Origin of the sequence: Rahnella sp. AA (assembly GCF_002834385.1) — a bacterium.
In the GTDB taxonomy this organism is placed as follows: domain Bacteria; phylum Pseudomonadota; class Gammaproteobacteria; order Enterobacterales; family Enterobacteriaceae; genus Rahnella.
In genome coordinates, this window is record NZ_PITQ01000006.1 from 75,850 (window position 1) to 96,514 (window position 20,665).

Below are 20,665 nucleotides of genomic sequence, written 5' to 3' on the forward strand. Positions count from 1 at the left end.
CGCAACATTGTAATCGATTACTTTACGCAAAGTAAAAGCGTAACGAGCTGAATTTTCCTGCCTGAGCGTATGGGTTCGCTCAGGCCTTGGGGGATACAAATTAACGGACGGTATATCCGCCATCAACAGGCAAGGCGTGGCCGACAATAAAGCTGGAGGCCGGGCTGCACAGCCAGAGCACCGCATCGGCGATTTCCTCCGCGCGCCCCAGCCGGCGCATGGGCACTTCTTTCATCATCCCGGCCATAGCTTCTGCCTGAGATTCAAGCATGCCTGATACCATCGGCGTTTCGATAATCCCCGGACAGACTGCATTGATCCGGATACCTTTATCTGCGTATTCAAGGCCTGCACTTTTCGTTAACCCCACCACGCCGTGTTTAGACGCATGATAGATTCCCCGTTCGGCAATCCCGACTAATCCCCCCAGGGAAGAGTTGTTAACGATAGCCCCGCTGCCCTGCCTGCGCATCTCAATCAGCTCATATTTCATGCAGTTCCAGATGCCCCGTAAATTAACGTCCATCACAAAATCGTAATCTTTGGGGTCAGCATCGGCAGTCTCGGAGACCGGGCTTTGCACGCCGGCATTATTGAACGCATAATCCAGGCGCCCAAAAGTCGCCACGGTGTGTTCCACCATATTTTTCACGTCATTGATATCGGCGACATCGCAACGGATCCCCAATGCCTGATAACCGGCAGTCACTAATTCTTGTGCCGCTGCCGTCACCGCAGGGCCATTAATATCGGCTAAGGCCACACGGGCACCGGCCTGTGCAAAAGCTTTTGCAGCAGCTAACCCCATACCGGAAGCCGCACCCGTGACCAGGGCCACCTGATTTTTAAATGGTGTATTCATTTCAGTTCCTATTTTATTGAGACATTCATTCTGGTGAAATTAACAGCACTGCATCGCGCCATTATTTATTCATGGCGTTTGATACTCTTTTTCGACTTATCTATGCGAAGATTGTTATATATGAGGAGAATAAATCAGGCCTGATAACGTCATGCATCAACGACTATTTTCATTGCATTTGAAGACTGCCGGTGGCTCGAATAAAATATATGTAAGCCTTCCCGGTATGGGGTCCAGTTCTCAAGTATCAGGGTTAATTCCCCCTGTCTGATATATTCAGTGGCTAAGTCTTCAGGCACATGGGCAATACCGTAACCATCTGCGGCAGCATCGACCGTTTGGAAAACGGTATTAAAGACTATCTGCCCCTCAACCCGGGCTCTGACGTCTTTACCGTCGTTTTTAAACTCCCAGACATAAAACCCACCGTGGCTGACCAGAGACCGGTGAAAAATCTTAAACTGACATCAATTGCCTGACCGGCATCAGGACTGACGGGATTCAAATATCTGCCTGAAACGAATAATACCTGCCCGCGTTAATAATATTAATGCACCAATATTGCATTCACTTATGATGATGATTCATGAATCGGCTATATATCAATTAATCACTGAATGAGACCATTGACGCTGATTTTCATTAACTGATGTCATGATGCCCCTTTCATTTCAGCAAAAAATCATGTCAGCACGAATAAACAGCTAGTTAAGAGGAACACGATGAATTACAGAAACCTTGGCCGCAGTGGCCTTAAAGTCTCTCCGTTATGTCTTGGGGCCAAGATAATACGTAACGGGCTGGGAATTGGCAGATTATTTGAACCTGTTTACGCAATGCAGCCCGATAATGCCCGGTTTATTCCTGTCATGGAGCCTTACTGGAAAACATATCCTCCGGTATATCTGTACTATTTAAAAAACACGGGTAAAACGCGAAGAGTAAAAACGCTGGTGGACTTTTTAATTAACAAAACCCAGATTTAAAACGTGCCCGAAAAAGACAAATGCCTGATCCGCTAAACGCCCTGTTACTTCGTTTAGCGGAGTATCAGCAGATCGTCATCCGGAAAGCCAGATCGTCGGGTATTCAGGATCTGACCCCAACTTAAATTCAGAGGATCTTCAACGGCTTTCAGAAACCCCCTTGCCGTAGCTCTTGAACGATCGGAACAATCATGCATACTGTACATAAATACAGTAATTTTGAGTGCCGATGATGCAATTTATTACCCCCTGCCAATCCGATATAACGCTCCCTCTTCCACTCTTTATAGAACGGGTGCCTTGCGGCTTTCCCAGCCCGGCACAGGATTACGTTGAGGACAGCCTTGATCTGAATAAACTTGTCGTCAGGCATCCCAGCGCAACGTACTTTGTCAGGGTCAGTGGCGATTCGATGGTCGGCGCAGGCATCAGCCATGGTGACTTGCTGGTTGTAGACCGTTCACTGTCCGCCGTTCATGGTGATATCGTGATTGCTGCAGTCGCGGGCGAATTCACGGTGAAAGAACTTCAAACCTCCCCCCGCCTTCAGCTCGTGCCTCATAATCCCCATTATTCTCCCATCGTTTTCGGAGCAGAAGAGGAGTTGGAAATTTTTGGCGTGGTGACATTTACCCTGAAGGCCAACAGACATGTTCGCGCTTGTTGATGTCAACAGTTTCTACACCTCCTGCGAGACGGTTTTCCGGCCAGATCTGCAAGGTAAACCTGTCGTTGTCGTTTCAAATAATGACGGATGCATCATTTCACGTTCAGCAGAAGCGAAGGCGTTAGGAATTGGCATGGCCGGACCCTATTTCAAGCTACAGGATGAACTGAAGCGCCAGAAGGTACAGGTGTTCAGTTCCAATTACGCGTTGTATGCCGATATGAGCCATCGTGTGATGACTATCCTTGAAGATATGGCCCCGAAGCTGGAGATTTATTCGATTGATGAAGCTTTTCTCGACCTGACGGGCGTCAGGAACTGCATCGACCTTGAAGTGTTCGGTCACGAAATCCGCAAACGCCTGCTCAGAGAAACCGGGCTGGCCGTTGGTGTCGGGATTGCCCCCACCAAAACGTTAGCCAAGCTGGCTAACCACGCAGCAAAAACGTGGAAAAAAACCGGCGGAGTCGTCGATTTATCGAATGTTGATCGTCAGCGTAAACTGCTGGCGCTGGTGCCAGCCAGCGAGGTGTGGGGCGTGGGTCGGCGGATCAGTAAAAAACTGAATCTGATGGGGATTGAAACCGCCCTGCATCTGGCCGATTGCTCAAGTTGGGTGCTTCGTAAGCACTTCAATATAGTGCTGGAAAGAACGTCAAGAGAATTGCGGGGTGAACCGTGTTTAGGGCTGGAAGAGTTTTCTCCGACTAAACAACAAATAATATGCAGCCGCTCTTTTGGTAGCCGTATCACCGAGTATGGCGATATGCATGAGGCAATCTGTGCCTATGCCGAACGCGCCGCCGAGAAATTGCGCGAGGAGAAACAATTTTGCTGTTATATCAGCGTGTTTATTCGAACCAGTCCGCATGCGCAGAATGAAGTTTTCTATGGCAACCAGTCATCGGGCAAGCTGATGACGCCCACTAATGATACGCGGGATATTATACATCTGGCGACCGCAGCACTCGACCGCATCTGGATTTCCGGATATCGCTATATGAAAGCTGGCGTGATGCTGAGTGACTTCTTCAGCCAGGGAGTGGCGCAGCTTAATCTGTTTGACGAACACCCACCGCAAAAAAACAGTGCTGCGTTAATGCAGGTCGTCGATCAACTGAATCGTTCTGGCCGGGGTTCAGTGTGGTTTGCCGGCCAGGGAGCCCGGAAATCCTGGGCGATGAAGCGTGAAATGTTGTCTCCATGTTATACAACACGATATTCAGATCTGCCGATCGTCAAATAGATTTAATATCATATAGTTATGTTCTTATAAGTTTTATATAAACAATCGAAATGTTGAAATGAACATTGTTATGAGGCAAAAAAAAGTGTCAAAAAAACCCAAGTATATTCAGCATAAATAAACGATAACTACCAGATTAGGTATGGGTAAATACAATTCAGGGCATCAGAGAGTAAAACTTATCTAAATTTATGCGATCCGGTAATGCCGTCATTGCCCCTCTTGCTGTGGTGGCCAGCGCTCCGCAAGCCAGAGCCTGACGGACTGTTTGCTCCCACGCCTGATCTGAATCCAACGGCCAGTGTTGCGCCAGCCCGGCCAGCAATCCGGCGACAAACGCATCACCCGCGCCGGTCGTATCTAAGGCTTTAACGTCAGGAGCCGGATATTGCATTAACGACGCATCTTTTTTGCGGTATACCGACACGCCATTTTTACCCTGTGTGACCAGCAAGAGTTCAGGATTATGACGGTTGCACAAACGCAGAATTCCCTCGGAAAGCAGCGCTTCACCCGTCAGATATTCCAGCTCGTCTTCAGAAATCTTGATGATATCGGCCATCGACAGCGCCTGATTCAGGCAATCACGTAACTGATTTTCATCCGGCCATAAGTCGTGGCGAATATTCGGATCAAAACAAACGACGCCGCCAGCAGCTTTCATCTGCGCCATCGCCAGCACGGCGGAAGAGCGGCTGGGTTCTGCGGATAAAGCAATGGAACACAGATGCAGAAACTGCCCGGCTTTGAAGGCAGGAATATCTGTAGGTCGAAGGAATAAGTCTGCGCCCGGACGCACCATAAAGGTAAAAGAGCGCTCTCCTTCAGCATCGTTTTCAACCACAACGGTTGACGTGCGATGACTCGCGTCCAGCAGCATATGCTCGGTGTCTACGCCTTCAGCACTCAACGTTTTCGTCAGGAACTTTCCAAACGGGTCATCCCCTACCCGCCCGATAAATGCACTTTCGCCTCCCAGGCGACTGATCCCGACTGCAACGTTCGCGGGCGCGCCTCCCGGGCATTTCAATAAGCGGCCATCCTCTTCCGGAATTAAATCCACTACCGCATCGCCCAGCACCCAAATTCGATTTTTCATTTTCATTCCCTGTATTCATTTCCTGTGTGGCTAAATTTCCATATAAAGTAGAAGAACCGGTTTAGCTAAGCAAGTACAAATGAATTATCCGAGTTTAGTGATATTTTGCAAAGAGGATCACAATTACGAGATCTGCCGGTAAAACATCATTGATTAAACCAGGTGCGGATGATTATTGTGCTCAGGAAAACCAGTTTAGCAATTTAGCAAAAATGGTTTTCTCATAATAATTACACTTACCTTGAGGGATAAAAATGATGATGAAACCTCGCTATCTTGCTGTTGCTATTGGATTAATTCTTTCGGGTGCCGCCCAGGGAGCGGATACATCGGCCAGTGCCATTGAAGCCCGGCTGAATGCTCTGGAGAAAAGGCTGCAACTCGCCGAGAACCGCGCAGAGAAAGCAGAAGCCCGCGCCACCGAAGCAGAAAAACAGGTGAAAACGCTGGAAACACGCACTGCTAACAATGAGCAGCAAACCCGTCAGGTGGCCAGGAATGCTGAAATAAATCAGCAAAAAACGGCTGAAGTAGCTGAACGTACGGAATCGTTAGCCAGCATTAACAATAAAACCAGCAGTGCGCCTGAAGGATTCAAATTCTCAGGTTATGCGCGTTCCGGCGTGATCATGAATGATTCCGGTACATCAACGGAAAGCGGCCCTTATGTAACTCCTGCCGGGCAAACCGGCGGTGCGGTGGGACGTCTGGGCAACGAAAACAACACCTACGTTGAATTAAATCTGGAGCATAACCAGACCATGGCCAGCGGCGCGACCTCCCGCTACAAAGTCATGCTGGCGGACGGCCAGCGCAGTTATAACGACTGGACCGGTGCAACCAGCGATCTGAACATCCGCCAGGCGTTTGTTGAATTAGGCTCTTTGCCGACGTTCAGCGGCCCGTGGAAAGATTCGACGCTGTGGGCAGGTAAAAGATTTGATCGCGATAATTTCGACATTCACTTCCTCGACTCCGACATCATCTTCCTTGCAGGGACCGGCGGCGGTATCTATGACGTCAAATGGGGAGACAACCTGAAAAGTAACTTCTCACTTTACGGGCGTAACTTTGACGATCTCGAAAATAAGAACAAAGACGATACGCGGATTGAGAACTACATTGTTACGGCGAACAACTACGCCGGGCCTTTCCAGTGGATGCTTAGCGGCCTGCGCGCCAAAAACAATCAGGATCGCGAAAATACCGGAACACAGGGCATCACGAATGCCGCGGATACCGGCTTCCATACGATGCTGGCGTACCACGGGGACAGCTTCTACGGGCTGCGCGACGGGACATCCACGACAGCACTGCTTTACGGTCATGGCCTGGGTGCAGAAGTTAAAGCGCTGGGTTCGGACGGTCATCTGACCGATGACGCGAATACGCTGCGTCTGGCGACTTACGGGATCACGCCGTTAAGCAAAAACTGGAGCATCGCCCCTGCCGTTCTGGCGCAGCAGAGTAAAGACCGCTACATCTCCGGCGACGATTACAAATGGGTGACCTTCAACACCCGCCTGATTCAGAAGATCACTGAAAACTTCGAGCTGGCCTATGAAGGCAGCTATCAGTACATGAATCTCGACCCGCAGGGCTACAACGATTACAACAAAGTGAAAGGCGGATTCTACAAACTGACCTTTGCGCCAACGTTCAAAGTAGGCGATATCAGCGACATGCTGAGCCGCCCGGAAATTCGCTTCTTCGCCAGTTATATGGACTGGAGTAAAGAGCTCGACCGCTATTCTTCCAGCGATTCGTTCGGCACGGATGGTTTTACCGCTGGCGGACAGTGGAATTTTGGTATCCAGATGGAAACCTGGTTCTAAAAAACAGGGTGTGATTGACGAGGCTGCGCCCGGTCTGGCCGGGCGATGTCCATAAAAATACAGTAAGGGACAAGATGAATATCAATGCAATTGCCACGGAGTTGCTGCCATTGCTTGGCGGCAAAGACAATATCGCCAGCGCGGCACACTGCGCAACGCGCCTGCGTCTGGTGCTGGCCGACGACAGCCTGATCAATAAAAGTGCTATTGAGAAAATTGAAGGTGTGAAAGGCTGCTTCAGCAATGCGGGCCAGATACAGATTATTTTTGGTACCGGTCTGGTGAATAAGGTTTACGCCGAGTTCATCAAAGTGGCAGGCATCAGCGAGTCGAGCAAGTCTGAAGCGGCGGATATCGCGGCGCGAAAACTGAATCCGTTCCAGCGCATTGCCCGCGTGTTATCCAACATTTTTGTGCCGATTATTCCGGCGATTGTGGCTTCCGGTCTCCTGATGGGCCTGCTCGGTATGGTGAAAACCTACGGTTGGGCCAATCCTGAGAGCGCGATTTTTATCATGCTCGACATGTTCAGCTCGGCGGCATTTATCATTCTGCCTATCCTGATTGGCTTCACGGCGGCACGTGAATTTGGCGGTAATCCGTTCCTGGGGGCCACGCTGGGCGGCATTCTGACTCACCCTGCGCTGACTAATGCCTGGGGCGTTGCCAGCGGTTTCCATACCATGAATTTCTTTGGTATTGAAATTGCGATGATCGGCTATCAGGGCACGGTATTCCCGGTGTTGCTGGCGGTCTGGTTCATGAGTTTCATTGAAAAACGCCTGCGAAAAATCATCCCTGATGCACTGGATTTAATCCTCACACCGTTCCTGACGGTGATCATTTCGGGATTCATCGCTTTCCTGATTATCGGCCCCGCCGGTCGTGCGCTGGGTGACGGAATTTCGTTTGTGCTCAGCACGCTGATCGCGCATGCAGGCTGGTTGGCCGGGCTGGTATTTGGCGGACTGTATTCCGTGATTGTGATCACCGGGATCCATCACAGCTTCCATGCGATTGAAGCCGGGCTGCTGGGTAATCCGAGTATTGGCGTTAACTTCCTGCTGCCGATCTGGTCAATGGCGAACGTGGCGCAAGGCGGTGCCTGTCTGGCGGTTTATTTCAAAACGAAGGATGCCAAAATCAAAGCCATCGCCGTGCCTTCGGCCTTCTCGGCCATGCTGGGCATTACCGAAGCGGCAATTTTTGGTATTAACCTGCGATTCATGAAACCCTTCCTCGCCGCGCTGGCGGGTGGTGCGCTGGGCGGTGCCTGGGTGGTGGCAATGCACGTGAATATGACGGCCGTAGGCCTGACCGGTATTCCGGGGCTGGCGATCGTACAAGCCAGTTCGATCCTCAGCTATCTGATTGGCCTGGTGATTGCTTTTGGCAGCGCATTCCTGCTGTCGTTGTTGCTGAAATACAAAACGGAGAGTGAATGATGACGGAAACGAGCTTGCTCAAACAAGCCCTGCGCAGCGTAGTTGCAGGGCAGGTCAAAGCAGCGTCTGACCCTTACCGGCCCGGCTGGCATCTTGCGCCGCCGGTTGGATTACTCAACGATCCGAACGGATTTATTCAGCATAAAGGCCGTTACCATGTTTTCTATCAGTGGAATCCGCTGGCCTGTACGCATGGTGCGAAATTCTGGGGGCACTGGAGTTCGGCGGATTTACTGAGCTGGCGGCACGAACCGCTGGCGCTGGCACCGTCGGAAGCCTACGAAACCCACGGCTGTTATTCCGGCTCTGCGGTCAGCGATCACAGTCACCTGACGCTGATCTATACCGGAAACGTGAAATACCCTGATGGCAGCCGCACGGCGTTCCAGTGTCTGGCGCGTGAAAACGCAAAAGGCGAATTTGACAAAACCGGTCCGGTGCTGGATTTGCCCGAAGGGTATACCGGTCACGTCCGTGATCCGAAAGTCTGGCGAAAGGGTTATCACTGGTACATGGTGCTCGGCGCGCAGGATCTCAGCCTTCAGGGCAAAGTCTTACTGCTCCGTTCCGACGACCTGCTCAGCTGGGAATCTCTGGGCGAAATAGCCGGATCGAATCTGAACGGATTAGGGGATTTCGGTTACATGTGGGAGTGCCCGGATTTATTCAGACTGGACGGTCAGGACGTGCTGATTTGCTGCCCGCAAGGTCTGCCTGCGCAAGCCGATCGTTATCTGAATACCTTCCAGTCGGGCTATTTTGTCGGGCATCTGGATACCGAAAAGGCAAAATTCCCACACGGTGATTTCACGGAGTTGGATCTGGGATTTGAGTTTTATGCACCACAAACGACGCAAACCGACGATGGTCGCCGGTTGCTTATTGGCTGGATGGGTATCCCGGATGGCGATGAGTTTTATCAGCCAACGGTGGAAAACGGCTGGCTGCATACCCTGACCTGCCCGCGCGAACTGACGCTTATGGCCGGTAAAATTATTCAGCGCCCTGCCCGTGAATTGCAGGCTCTTCGCGGCGACATGCAGGAGTGGCAAGGGCTGGCGGACGACGCACCGGTTTGGGATGTTACCCGTGCTGAAGTGGAAATTGAAACCGTACAGGCCTTCAGCGCTGATTTTGGCGGAGACCTGCTGCTGAGATGGGACGGTGAATGTCTGCATCTGATGCGTAAAAACCGGCGCACCGGATTACCGGAAGAACGTTTCTGGCAGGGCTCGTTACGCAAACTGACTGTGCTGTGTGACAGTTCCAGCATTGAGATTTTCATCAACGACGGGGAAGCGGTGATGACTTCACGCTACTTCCCTGTATTACCGGCATTATTAAACTTCAGCGGACATCATCAGATTACGCTGCGCCACTGGCTGTTAGCCGATTGCGTGTTAGAATAAAAACCTTTCCGGACAACAGAATATGGCGCAGTGAAAAAGACCAAACGCATCACTATCAGTGGCATAGCAGAGCTGGCTGGCGTGTCGAAATCGACTGCCAGCCAGGTTCTTAACGGACACAGCAAGAAGTTTCGCATCTCCGATACGACGCGCGATCGCGTGCTTGCGGTGGCCGCTGAGCAGCATTATCAGCCCAGTATCCACGCCCGTTCACTTAACGTCACCCGCAGCTTCACGCTGGGTCTGGTTGTCCCGGAAATGACCAACTACGGTTTTGCGGCCTGTTCCAATGAGCTTGAAACGCTCTGTCGCGAGAACGGCATGCAACTGCTGATTGCCTGCACGGATGAGAACACCAGTCAGGAAACCATGGTGGTGAACAACCTTATCCAGCGTCAGGTAGACGGACTGATCGTGGCGTCCAGTATGCTCAGCGATGCGGAATACGTAAAAATCAGCCAGCAGTTACCGGTGGTTCTGTTTGACCGGCATTTGCAGGAAACGCAATTGCCCCTGGTCGTGTGCGAAGCCATCGAATCCTCGGCTGAACTGGTCGCCCGGGTTGCGAAAAAGCATCCGGACGAATTTTATTTTCTCGGCGGCCAGCCACGCATTTCTCCAACGCGCGACCGTCTTGCCGGTTATCAGCTGGGGCTTGAGCGTGCGGGTGTCAGCCTGAATCCTGAGTGGATTATGTACGGTAATTATCATCCGAGCTCAGGTTATGAAATGTTTGCCAATCTCTGCGCCCGGCTCGGGCGTCCACCCAAAGCGCTGTATGTCGCGTCCTGCGGGCTGATGGAAGGGGTATTACGCTATATGAGCCAACACAAACTGCTTGAGAGTGATATTCATTTATGCAGTTTTGACGACCATTATCTTTATGATTCACTGACGGTGAAAATTGATACCGTCGCACAGGATTGCCAGGCGCTGGCAATACATTGTTTTGAGATGATAATCAGTCTTATCAATGAACAACCCATAGAGTACATTCAAAGCTATTTAACGCCCAAATTACACTGGCGGCACCCTGATTCATCGGAATCAATAAGCTGAATACAGAGCATTACCACGGGGGTTACGCCAATATCGCAGAAAAGTCAGGGCAATACTCCCACCGCCACCACTGAGAGTTTTTTTGCTTTAACGCTAAGGACGACGTTCATTTCTTGCGTCATACCAGACTTCCAAATCTCTGGCCATCATCGGCCTGGCATAAACATATCCCTGCACTTCGTCACAGCACAGCTCACGTAATATCTCTACCGTTTTGTCATCTTCTACACCTTCGGCCAGCACCACATAATCGAGTTGTTTAAGCAACCTGACAACGTTATGGACAACGATGCGGCTGGCTTTATCGCTGGCAATCTTACTGACAATCGAACGGTCAAGCTTAATGATATCCATCGGGATCTGGCGCAGATAGTTGATGTTACTGTAGCCGGAACCGAAGTCATCCAGTGATATACTAAATCCGCGTAACTTCAGCATCTCCAGCCCGTTTAGAGTCGCAGGGTTTTCCAGCATCCTCTCCGTTTCTAAACATTCAACACCGAGTAAAGCAGGTGTCAGCCCGGCATTTAGTATTTTCTGTTCAAGTTCATCCGCAAAATCGGGCCGTGAAAAATCGCTGGCGGCCAGATTAATAGAAACAGGCAAAAAAATTCCCCGATCACGCCACTGGCTTAACTGGGCGATAGCATGATCAATCACCCATCCCGTGAGCTCCCGCATCAGGCTGGTTCTTTCCACCAGCGGAATAAACAGCCCAGGCAGCACTTCGCCATACTCTGCATGTTTCCAGCGCAGCAACGCTTCGACACCCGTAACCCGGCCCGTCACCAGCGAGACCTTCGGCTGATAGACCAGATACAATCCCCGGTCTTCGTGGAGGGCCTCTCTCAGGCCGGTGAGCAGGCTAAAATCATTCTTCTTCTGGTTATCCAGCGCCTCATCATAGGTCATAAACCGGTAGCCGCGACTTATCGCTTCATGCAATGCGCTGACCGCGCGCCGCAAGATTTCTACCGACGTCATAGAGCTATCACAACTTCCTGAATCGCCGATGTGAATATCCAAATCCAGAGGAACTTCAGGATTGATTTTGGCCTGTATTCCCCGCAGACACAGGGCGATATTTTCGAGAGCCAAATTCTCTTTTTCGTAGGTGAAATAAGCAAACCTTCCTACTGCCACAACATAGAGCTGCTCAGTCAGTTGCAGTCTGGCCTGAAGTTGCACCGACATGTCACGCAATAAATTTTCTACGGCAGTCATGCCAAGTGAGCGGGCCATTTCGTACGCAAAAGGCATGTCGATACAGTCAATGATGACGAGCTTAAGCGTGCTCTCTTTTGAAACAGAGATATCTTTGAGCATCCGTTGCCGGTTTGGCAGCAGCGTCACAATGTCGATATACCCGACGTTATACCAGGACGCTAGAAAACCCGATACCAGCCCTGCCAACTGTTCAAAAATGTTGATCTGCTCATCTGACAGGATGCGAGGCTGAGTATCTAAAAGACACAGCGTACCTACGGCGATCCCGTCCTGTGTTTTGAGCGGGCAACCGGCATAAAAACGAACAAAGGGGGATTTTGTAACGGCTTCATAAGTTTTGAAATCCGGATGCCGTTGAGTATCTGTACAAATATACGTTTCACCTTGCTCCAGCGTATTTGTGCAAAACGCCTCGCCGAGGCTGGTTTCAGTTACCGTAATATTCTGTGCTGATTTAATGTACTGCTTTTCATCATCCAGAACTGACACGAAGCACATCGGCATCTTGAGTAACTGGCAGGCCAGGAGAGTATATTTTTTTAGCGCCTCGTCCCGAATCTCATCGTGGCTCTTAAGCATGCTTATCGCTGCGCGTTTTTTACTTTCATCGCTGCTGAGATCAGTCAACATAGCAATACTCCAGTGTAGTGAGTCTTTTTTCCATTGCCTTGTCTGGCGTAATACCTCTGTTAGCCTGATAAAGGTAACAACTTCGACGTCGATCCTATCCTATAGCCTCATTATAAAGTTTCCCAGTAAATGTCAGTGGCAGCTATCGCAAGGCCCCTCCATGATTGCTGAGCGGGTTCTTGAATAGAAAACTCCGTCGCCGTGAGGAACAAAGGAATATTTGTCATATCGTGGCACCAAAAAATATTATGGTTGCTAATGTTTCTGGCCTTTTTTCAAAAATATTTAACACTCAAAATCAGAGAATTGGATTTGTTTCATCGATCAATAGATGTTAATCAATAGGTTTTATCATAGGTAAAATCGATCAATATAGGTTTATTAATTTGCGAAATTGATCAATGATTAACACTGCGAAATGGAAGACTTTTAAGGAGGAAATGATGTTACGTTTAAATTTTCAAGTCTTATGCAAATTCAGATGTGAACCCATTTATAATGTCGGAGGTTTACTATACGCAGTGGAACTATTAACAAGCTTTGAAGGAGGGTTCAGCGGCGAAAAAATCGAACCACAAAAATTCATCAGTTCACTGGATATAAAATACAAGCATGAATTATTGCTAACACAACTAAACGAAATTAACGCCCTATCGTCATTTTTCAAAAAAAACAAATTACTTTGTTCTCTTAATATCGACCAAGGCATGGCGATTCTTATACTTGAAGATCATCATATAAAAGATATCTTGGACAATAATGACTTTATAAGATTAGAAATATCTGAGCATTTCCCTAAAATAGATAAAGCAGAAGGAAATATCTTAGTAGACACACTGGCTGGAAAATATAAATTATGGTTAGATGACTACGGTACTAATTTCAGCAACATAAACACTTTAAAAAACACTAAATTTGAATCAGTAAAAATAGATAAAAAATTCTTTTGGGAAAATGGAAATTCAGTCATGTGGGCTACCATTATTGATAACATCAGTCAATATTGTAGTTCGATCATTGTTGAAGGTGTTGAAACTGGAACCCAGTTAAGAAATCTGCAATATAGTGGCATATCTTGCGCCCAAGGTTTTCTATTCCCCTCAGTTCCGTTAGAAGATATCGAAATACTGATGCCGGGAAAAGGTTATTCTCATTTATAAATTAGTTGGTCTATCCCGATAAGAGGTATCAGAAAATGAGTCATCTGCCGCGACCCAAAAGGCAACAACGTCAGGCGGCGGATTCACTGAGTGTCATGGTTTTATTCTTCCCGCTCGTTTTCGCTGTATAGAGCGCATTATCAGCGATTGATATAGTCTCAAACACAGATTGCGTGTCAGTGCGTTCAGAAATACCTATAGAAACAGTCACATGCACCTCATGACCATCAAATTTCATTTTGTTATCCTGTATAACAAGTCTGATGTCTTCTGCTATCTTCGTTGCATTGTGTAAATCTGCGTTTATAAATACAATAAACTCCTCCCCGCCATACCTGCCGGCGAAATCATTATCCCTGATATTTTCCCTCACAAGATAAGCAATCCTCTTAATCACTTTATCTCCAAAAGGATGGCCAAATTTATCATTTAAATATTTAAAATTATCAATATCTAGCATGAGAACACAAAATCTCTCACCATAAGATTCACTCAGGGATTCAATATAGGCATCAATGCTTCTTCGATTATTAATTCCCGTAAGAGGATCTGTTTTTGAAGCGTTTTTGAAAAACACCTCTCTTTTAGATAAGTTTATTAAGTTATTTAAAAAAACATAAACCAGCGAGATATAGAGCAAACTCAAGATGGTTTTAATAATTGCAAGAGTCCAATATCCATTTTCATTAAGTGCACTGACGTGTGTGAGCAGATTAAAGGCTTGCGCAATGCAGTATGCATATATTACGTAACGGATCCTCATCTGCCCCCTGATATAAAAAAGCAGTAGAATTACAAAGTACACGAGAGAAAACGCATCATAAAATGTCGAAATACCAAATAAAAATACAGCACTCACAACCAGACTTGCAAAAAATGTTTGATATCCGAAAACAATGAGTCCAAAAGTGATTGGCGATATGATAACGCTGTAAATACTGGTGTTGTGTTGCTCCCCGATTTTGAATAAATAGATGCTAGCCAAACCCAGGACTATCCCTAGCAACATTTTAAATAATACTTGTTCGCTCAGAGCGGTTCTATAGTTTATCAATGGAATGGAAATGCATGTATAAGTGACACATATACCTATAAGCGTGTTAATAAAGGTTAACTCTATGAAATCCATAACATGGTAGCCACTATAATTAAATCGCACGGAAGAGTGTATCTTCTCCGCTAAGAAGTAACAAGGAACCACACCCGGGAGAAACAGGCTTTGTTATCGGGATAGGTTATCTTGCCAGGCTCGAAAACTCAGGTTTTATAACTAAAAATTTTACTCCCTAATCCTGGACGATTTTGGATTGATTAAAGACAACCCATTAATATCTCTAAAGAATTAATAACGCGAAACAAAACCTTTCTTATGACATTTTATATTGATACCCATGGTAGCTACAATATTGATCCTGACTGGAATAATCCCCCTGGCCAGGGAAAATGTGCATTCGGTATTCCAAAACAAGGAAGAATTGGAAATTCAATAGCTGCGTGATGAAAGAAGGTATTTCTCCTGCGACCGGCGAATAGGCGGCTTCATTTATCTTATTAAAAACCAGGCGGGCAAATACAACGAAAACATAATTAGCAAACTTAACGTAAACCTGAGTCTGTTCATTGCTTAGTAAAAACCCGCGCGGTGGACTGCCCCTGATAACAGAGCATTTGTGATCTCAAATTGTCCGTAATACTTCAGCACACCTTGCCCCCCTCACCTTAACGTAAATTAATTTATTTCGTTTAAATTCAATCAATTGAAAGAAATTGATTTTGATATTTTAATCCCTCAAAGAGACTATTCAGATAAGTTATATGTTAAAATCCCCGCATCCGTGGTGCACGCAGCATGACAATTTGAAGAAGGTTTTACTGAGAGAATGTCTGATAATCTCATTGAGCGCATTTCCAGTGCGTTAGAATCCGAATACACGTTAGAAGGCCTTGTCCGCCAGCTTTTGGAAATGCTCGAACTGGTAACCAATATGGAGTCAACCTACCTGACCCGCATTGAGCCAGACAACAGCCAGCAGCATATTCTGTTCTCGCGTAACACCCGCAAAATGCAGATCCCCGAAGGGCTTTCTGTGCCCTGGGATGACACCCTCTGCAAACGTGCGCTCGATGAAGGAAAGCGTTACACCTGCGATGTAGCCGGCATTTGGGGGGATTCTCAGGCGGCAAAAGACTTAGGCATTCACACTTATGTCAGCACCCCGGTCATGCTTTCTGATGGATCGCTGTATGGCACTTTATGCGCCGCAAGCACTGAACACCGGGAATTGTCGGAGCGCAGTGAGCAGGTACTTCAGCTCTTTGCCCAGCTTATCGCCCAGCAAATTCAAAATGAACAACTCCTGAAAAAGCTGCAACAGGCCAATGCGGCACTGACTGCGGTCAGCTATACGGATGAACTGACAAAGCTTCCCAATCGTCGTGCGGTGTTTGAGCAGTTGCCTCAGTTGTTCGAACATGCCAGCGATGAGTCACACTATGTTCTGGTCGCTTTCACCGATTTGGATAATTTCAAACAAATCAATGATCAATACGGGCATGAGACCGGAGACGATTTTCTTTCGGCGGTCGGACAACGGCTTAAAGAAGGGGTGAGTGACGCCGAAATTCTTGGTCGCGTCGGGGGGGATGAATTTATCGTGGCAGGAGAAGGTCCGGCTGATTTTGACGAAGCACAGCGCGCGGCGCATGAGTTCAAAACCCGTCTGAAGAACCTGCTCAGCGGCGAATACAAACTGCATTCTTGCACGATCAATTACGAGGGGCCGAGTATCGGAGCCATCGCCATCAATCCCGCCGTCACCGACCCCGATCAGGCGATACACGAGGCCGATCAGGCAATGTATCTCGATAAGAAACACAGAAGAATGGATCACGACGCGGAGAACAGAGAGTAGCCTTCCGCATCCTTTTTTGTGCTATTTCGCCAATCACAAAAACCGGGATGGCGACAAAAAGATGAGATTCATTGAATAACCCTGGCTCAGCATAAATCATTATGATGACTGATATTTTTACATTGCCGCGCTGCCATTTTCATCAATTTGAAGCCATTTCATACAAATATAGCCTGTGCTAACATTCTTAACCAGTACTATAACATGTTGAATATACTGGTTTTTTTATTTTTAGTTTTGTGGCAAACTGCACTCCTCTTTTAATAAACAGCCTTTTTTAGTCATGAAGGCCTGACTGGTCCGTTTTATGCAACTTTATACCATCCTCATTCTGTCTTTCGGCATGTCTATGGATGCCTTCGCGGCAGCCATCGGTAAAGGGGCTTCATTGCACCGCCCACCACTGAAAGAGGCATTACGAACCGGTTTAATTTTTGGCGTAATTGAAGCCATAACGCCGGTCATTGGATGGGGCATCGGGCTTGCGGCCAGCCAGTTCATTATGAGCTGGGATCACTGGGTGGCATTCACCCTGCTGCTGATCCTCGGTATCCGCATGATTGTGGAAGCATTCAAAAAAGACAACGCCGAAGAAGCCGAAGCGCCGCGCCGCCACGGTTTTTGGCTGCTGGTGACGACCGCTGTGGCGACCAGCCTGGACGCAATGGCCGTCGGCGTCGGTCTGGCTTTCCTTCAGGTCAATATTCTGGTGATGGCACTGGCCATCGGTGCAGCCACCACCATCATGGCAACTTCTGGCATGCTGCTTGGCCGGTTCCTTGGCGCAGCAATAGGTAAATGGGCTGAAATCCTCGGCGGCGTGGTGCTGATCGGTATCGGCACTTCCATCCTCGTCGAACATCTGGGTCTGCTGGGCTAAAACCGGCCAGTCATCAGTAAGGGCAGCGTTTTAAGTCGCTGCCCTTTTCGTTTTTGATTTCCCCGCAATCATTGCATCGCAGTAAAACTCACTCCCGGGCCTTTATTCCACACCGGGCCGCTGGCAACATCCAGATCCACAGATTTCAGGCGCCCTTCGGCATAACGCGCCTGAACCCCTTTCTGCGACGAAATCGTTATATTTTGCAGGCTGATATCCCGGATTGATGACTCAGGCAATCCGCTGAAAATCATGGCATATTTCGCCCCTGTGGCCTTGAGATTTTTTATCGTCACGCCTGAAATCTTCGGCGTGGTCGCCGTGACATCTGCATGCGGGATCGGGGCAATTAAAGATTTTCCTTCCGCGCCGCTTTGCCCGCTATAGCTGTCGGTGACCAGCAAAGGCGTAATCACATTCTGCATCGTGAGATCTTCAGCAAAGAACGGACCTATCGTATTGCCCCTGTCGCGTCCGGATTTTATCCTCAGCCCGTTTTCGGTATTAATAAACCGGATATGGCTGACGGACACTTTGCCAATACCGTTAGCCGTTTCACTTCCGACCGAAATACCGTGCCCTTCACGCATCACAGAATCACTGATAAAAATGTCTTTTGATGGTTCGCCACTTTGCGGCTGAACGCCCGATTTAATCGCTATATTATCGTCACCGGTGTGAATATCTGCCCCACGGATAAAGACCGATCTGGATGACACAATATCAATGCCATCAGTATTAGGTGATGTCAGCGGGTTCGTAATCAGGAGCTTATTCACATGGATATCACTGCTGTTGCGGATCACTAAATTCCACATCGGTGACCGGGTCAGGTGAATATTATTGAGTGATGATCGGGAGACATTATTAAATTCAACCAGCCAAGGGCGCGGCATCCCGTTCGCAATCGGAATGCCGGGATAGCGGCTCGTGAATGCCGCCGCATCTCCGCTTCTGACCTGATTGCGCAGCTTTAACGCCTGTGGCCACCAGCTTTCCTGACCATTTCCGTCAATCGTCCCCCCGCCCGTAATAGCAACATCCGTTGCCCGGTTCGCCAGAATAAAGGCTTCGCGCGCCTGAGCCGGACGCCCGATAAACGCCGCGACAAAATCATTTGCACTGTTGCTGGCCTGCAATACTGTTCCCTGAGGGATATCCAGCGTGATGTGATCTTTAAGCATAAGCGGCCCGGACAACCACCGGCCTGCACCGAAGGACACTGTGCCACCGCCTTTCTGATAACACTCATCTATCGCTTTTTGAATCGCCTGAGTGTTCAGGGTAAGCCCGTCGCCCTTACCACCAAATTTTTCAGGATGACACACTGCTGGCAGAGTTCCAGCCATAGCAAGAGAAGGCAGAATCGAAACGACGCTCATGAACATTTTAAATGATAATTTCATTTCACTTTAATTCTCATAAAAGACATGGAGTTAAAGGCTGAGACTAACATGCAGTAATAATTCGAATAATCAGGAAATGTAACAGGAACGCTTAATGACCGCTGGCACTTGCCCGCCATCACCGGAGCCATGATCCGGACGATCCCACCGGCGTTTTACGGCGCACTCAGCAATTCAGCGGATTGTGCGCAGATCAGGTTTCTCAGCCATTGTTGTGCACTGATGCCATCGGAACGCCGGTGCCACAGCAAATGAAACGGTATTTCTGGCATCCCGACCGGCGGTTTGAACATCGCAATATTTTCATCATTCTCACTGACTAACACGCTTCGTCTCAGAACCGTGGCGGCATAATGTGTTTGCCGGACGATTTCCGAGACAGCAAACATCGTGGGCAGGGTCAGACGAAGTTCTCTGACCAGCCCCATTTCTCTGAGCCGCTCATCCACCTGGCCATAATGATGGCCTTCCGGCGACACCAATATATGCCCCATCCGCAGATACGCGTCGAGCGTCATACCCTCTCTGGCGGCCTCGCTGTCGCGCCGGACCAGGGTCACAAATTCATCGCTAAATAACGGGAGCGATAATATCCGGCTTTCAGATTGTGTCGGCATGATGCCGATCACCATGTCGACCTCTCCGCTATCAAGCATCTGTACAGACTCATCGCGATCGATAAATGTCCGCACATGAAGAGTCACGCCCGGTGCCCGCCGTCTGAGCGCCGCCGTGATCCCAGGCAAGAGCACCATCATCGGGTATTCAGGCATGCCCAGCGTGAAGGAAATGCTCCCTTTTTCAGGCGTAAACGCCTCGGCGGGAGCCAGCAGATTAGCCAGTTCACTCAGCGCGTTTGAAACGTGCAAACTGATCTCTTTTGCCCGTGCGGTCGGCAATAAACCTGAAGCACTGCGGATAAACAACGGATCGGCAAAATGCGTGCGCAGGCGCGAAAGTGCAGCGCTCATCGCAGGCTGGCTGACAGCGGCTTTTGCAGCAGCACGGGTGACATTTCGTTCCTCCATCAGCGCATCGAAGGCCACCAGAAGGTTCAGATCAAGCCCTTTAAAATCCATGAAACGTATATTCCTCTATATGCTTTTCTTATTTCAATTACCGCTGTTGCTGATGTGATACTGGCTGAGTGCTCCAGATTATCCACAATGAAAGCTAACCTGCCAGAGAGATATCGAAATGTCAGACAATACCGGGACGTCAAATCGTCTTATAGCAGAACGTCAGGCTGTTGAAAAAATCTATCAGGCTTTCAGCCTGCAACAACCTGATTTGGTTGATGAAGCCGTTACCCCCGACTGGGCTGATATTCCACTGGCACCGGGTCAGGTGCCCGGCCCCGAGGGACTGAAGCCGATTATTAACGCGTTCGCGGCGGCTTTCCCTGATGTGCAGATCGTGATCCACGACCTGCTACAGGTTCCGGGGCAGATTGCCGTCCGGGCAGAAATTACCGGTACACACAAAGGAATGTTTATGGGCATCGCGCCCACTGGCAAGTTTGTCAGTATCCGGTTGCATGAGATCCACCAGCTTAACGGCGAGCGGATTACCACAACCTGGCATCTGGAAGACTGGTTCGGCCTGTTTATGCAATTAGGCCAGTTCCCTCCCCTTTCTTAAAACACCGAACAACGACGCTGCTGCTGCCCGCGGTTAAGGGCAGCAGCCGGATAAGGCGGAGCCGGCAATATAAAACCTGATATCGATATAATGGATAGTATTTTCTCCGGTTTTAGCTCCGTAGTGGTTTAGTGAATTTTTCCCCTGAATGAAAACCTCCCCGCTGAATTCTCTCTCGCGCGAAAAGTGATGTCCCAAATC

General features: G+C 48.7%; 17 protein-coding genes and 1 pseudogene. 11 read left to right on the plus strand and 7 right to left on the minus strand.

Annotation, left to right across the window (positions count from 1 at the left end):
- Positions 1–100: 100 nt before the first annotated feature.
- Entirely contained in the window at positions 101–862 is a 762-nt protein-coding gene (locus tag CWS43_RS15475; protein ID WP_101077920.1) for a glucose 1-dehydrogenase, read from the minus strand.
- A 149-nt stretch (positions 863–1,011) separates the two neighbouring features.
- Positions 1,012–1,317 carry a LysR substrate-binding domain-containing protein gene (locus CWS43_RS15480; RefSeq protein WP_101077921.1) on the minus strand — a complete coding sequence of 102 codons (306 nt, stop codon included), beginning with the start codon at positions 1,315–1,317 and terminating at the stop codon, positions 1,012–1,014.
- Positions 1,318–1,650: 333 nt separating this feature from the next.
- Here CWS43_RS15480 and CWS43_RS15485 point away from each other — a divergent pair.
- The 3 genes and pseudogenes from CWS43_RS15485 to umuC form a co-directional block, all read left to right on the plus strand.
- A pseudogene (locus CWS43_RS15485) lies at positions 1,651–1,848 on the plus strand (LysR family transcriptional regulator); the annotation flags it as partial.
- Between the two features lie 232 nt (positions 1,849–2,080).
- Complete coding sequence (gene umuD, locus CWS43_RS15490) at positions 2,081–2,515, plus strand: translesion error-prone DNA polymerase V autoproteolytic subunit (RefSeq protein ID WP_101078216.1); 435 nt, start codon at positions 2,081–2,083, stop codon at positions 2,513–2,515.
- The gene (umuC, locus tag CWS43_RS15495) at positions 2,499–3,761 is read left to right on the plus strand and encodes a translesion error-prone DNA polymerase V subunit UmuC (RefSeq protein WP_101077922.1); all 1,263 of its coding nucleotides are present in this window, start codon (positions 2,499–2,501) and stop codon (positions 3,759–3,761) included. The genes umuD and umuC overlap by 17 nt, the downstream gene beginning before the upstream one ends.
- Positions 3,762–3,918: 157 nt before the next feature.
- On the opposite strand, the gene CWS43_RS15500 is transcribed toward umuC, so the two are convergent.
- On the minus strand, positions 3,919–4,860 hold the full coding sequence (locus tag CWS43_RS15500; RefSeq protein WP_101078217.1) for an aminoimidazole riboside kinase: 942 nt from the start codon (positions 4,858–4,860) through the stop codon (positions 3,919–3,921).
- 254 nt (positions 4,861–5,114) lie between these two features.
- On the opposite strand from CWS43_RS15500, the gene CWS43_RS15505 reads away from it, so the two are divergent.
- From CWS43_RS15505 to CWS43_RS15520, 4 genes are all read left to right on the plus strand, one after another.
- Positions 5,115–6,695 carry a carbohydrate porin gene (locus CWS43_RS15505; RefSeq protein WP_101077923.1) on the plus strand — a complete coding sequence of 527 codons (1,581 nt, stop codon included), beginning with the start codon at positions 5,115–5,117 and terminating at the stop codon, positions 6,693–6,695.
- A gap of 74 nt (positions 6,696–6,769) precedes the next feature.
- Complete coding sequence (locus CWS43_RS15510; RefSeq protein ID WP_101077924.1) at positions 6,770–8,140, plus strand: sucrose-specific PTS transporter subunit IIBC; 1,371 nt, start codon at positions 6,770–6,772, stop codon at positions 8,138–8,140.
- Positions 8,140–9,549: a sucrose-6-phosphate hydrolase gene (locus CWS43_RS15515; RefSeq protein ID WP_101078218.1), complete on the plus strand. Its 1,410-nt coding sequence runs from the start codon at positions 8,140–8,142 to the stop codon at positions 9,547–9,549. The genes CWS43_RS15510 and CWS43_RS15515 overlap by 1 nt, the downstream gene beginning before the upstream one ends.
- A gap of 30 nt (positions 9,550–9,579) precedes the next feature.
- Positions 9,580–10,608: a LacI family DNA-binding transcriptional regulator gene (locus tag CWS43_RS15520; protein ID WP_101077925.1), complete on the plus strand. Its 1,029-nt coding sequence runs from the start codon at positions 9,580–9,582 to the stop codon at positions 10,606–10,608.
- 93 nt (positions 10,609–10,701) lie between these two features.
- Here the strand turns inward: CWS43_RS15520 and CWS43_RS15525 are convergent, their stop codons facing one another.
- Positions 10,702–12,465 (minus strand): EAL domain-containing protein, encoded by a 1,764-nt coding sequence (locus CWS43_RS15525; protein WP_101077926.1) that lies wholly within the window; start codon positions 12,463–12,465, stop codon positions 10,702–10,704.
- 440 nt (positions 12,466–12,905) lie between these two features.
- Here CWS43_RS15525 and CWS43_RS15530 point away from each other — a divergent pair, with 440 nt between their 5' ends.
- Entirely contained in the window at positions 12,906–13,625 is a 720-nt protein-coding gene (locus CWS43_RS15530; RefSeq protein WP_157825401.1) for an EAL domain-containing protein, read from the plus strand.
- 70 nt (positions 13,626–13,695) lie between these two features.
- Here the strand turns inward: CWS43_RS15530 and CWS43_RS15535 are convergent, their stop codons facing one another.
- Positions 13,696–14,610 (minus strand): GGDEF domain-containing protein, encoded by a 915-nt coding sequence (locus tag CWS43_RS15535; RefSeq protein WP_157825402.1) that lies wholly within the window; start codon positions 14,608–14,610, stop codon positions 13,696–13,698.
- 895 nt (positions 14,611–15,505) lie between these two features.
- Between CWS43_RS15535 and CWS43_RS15540 the strand changes: the two genes are divergently transcribed.
- Both CWS43_RS15540 and mntP read left to right on the plus strand, forming a co-directional pair.
- Entirely contained in the window at positions 15,506–16,537 is a 1,032-nt protein-coding gene (locus CWS43_RS15540; protein ID WP_101077929.1) for a sensor domain-containing diguanylate cyclase, read from the plus strand.
- A 307-nt stretch (positions 16,538–16,844) separates the two neighbouring features.
- Positions 16,845–17,417: a manganese efflux pump MntP gene (mntP, locus tag CWS43_RS15545; protein WP_101077930.1), complete on the plus strand. Its 573-nt coding sequence runs from the start codon at positions 16,845–16,847 to the stop codon at positions 17,415–17,417.
- 68 nt (positions 17,418–17,485) lie between these two features.
- Here mntP and CWS43_RS15550 read toward each other — a convergent pair whose 3' ends face one another.
- Entirely contained in the window at positions 17,486–18,823 is a 1,338-nt protein-coding gene (locus CWS43_RS15550; protein ID WP_232776999.1) for a glycoside hydrolase family 28 protein, read from the minus strand.
- A gap of 155 nt (positions 18,824–18,978) precedes the next feature.
- The gene (locus CWS43_RS15555) at positions 18,979–19,902 is read right to left on the minus strand and encodes a LysR family transcriptional regulator (protein WP_101077931.1); all 924 of its coding nucleotides are present in this window, start codon (positions 19,900–19,902) and stop codon (positions 18,979–18,981) included.
- A gap of 118 nt (positions 19,903–20,020) precedes the next feature.
- Here CWS43_RS15555 and CWS43_RS15560 point away from each other — a divergent pair, with 118 nt between their 5' ends.
- A complete protein-coding gene (locus tag CWS43_RS15560) occupies positions 20,021–20,464 on the plus strand; it encodes an ester cyclase (protein ID WP_101077932.1) in 444 nt (147 codons plus the stop codon).
- Positions 20,465–20,665: the final 201 nt, after the last annotated feature.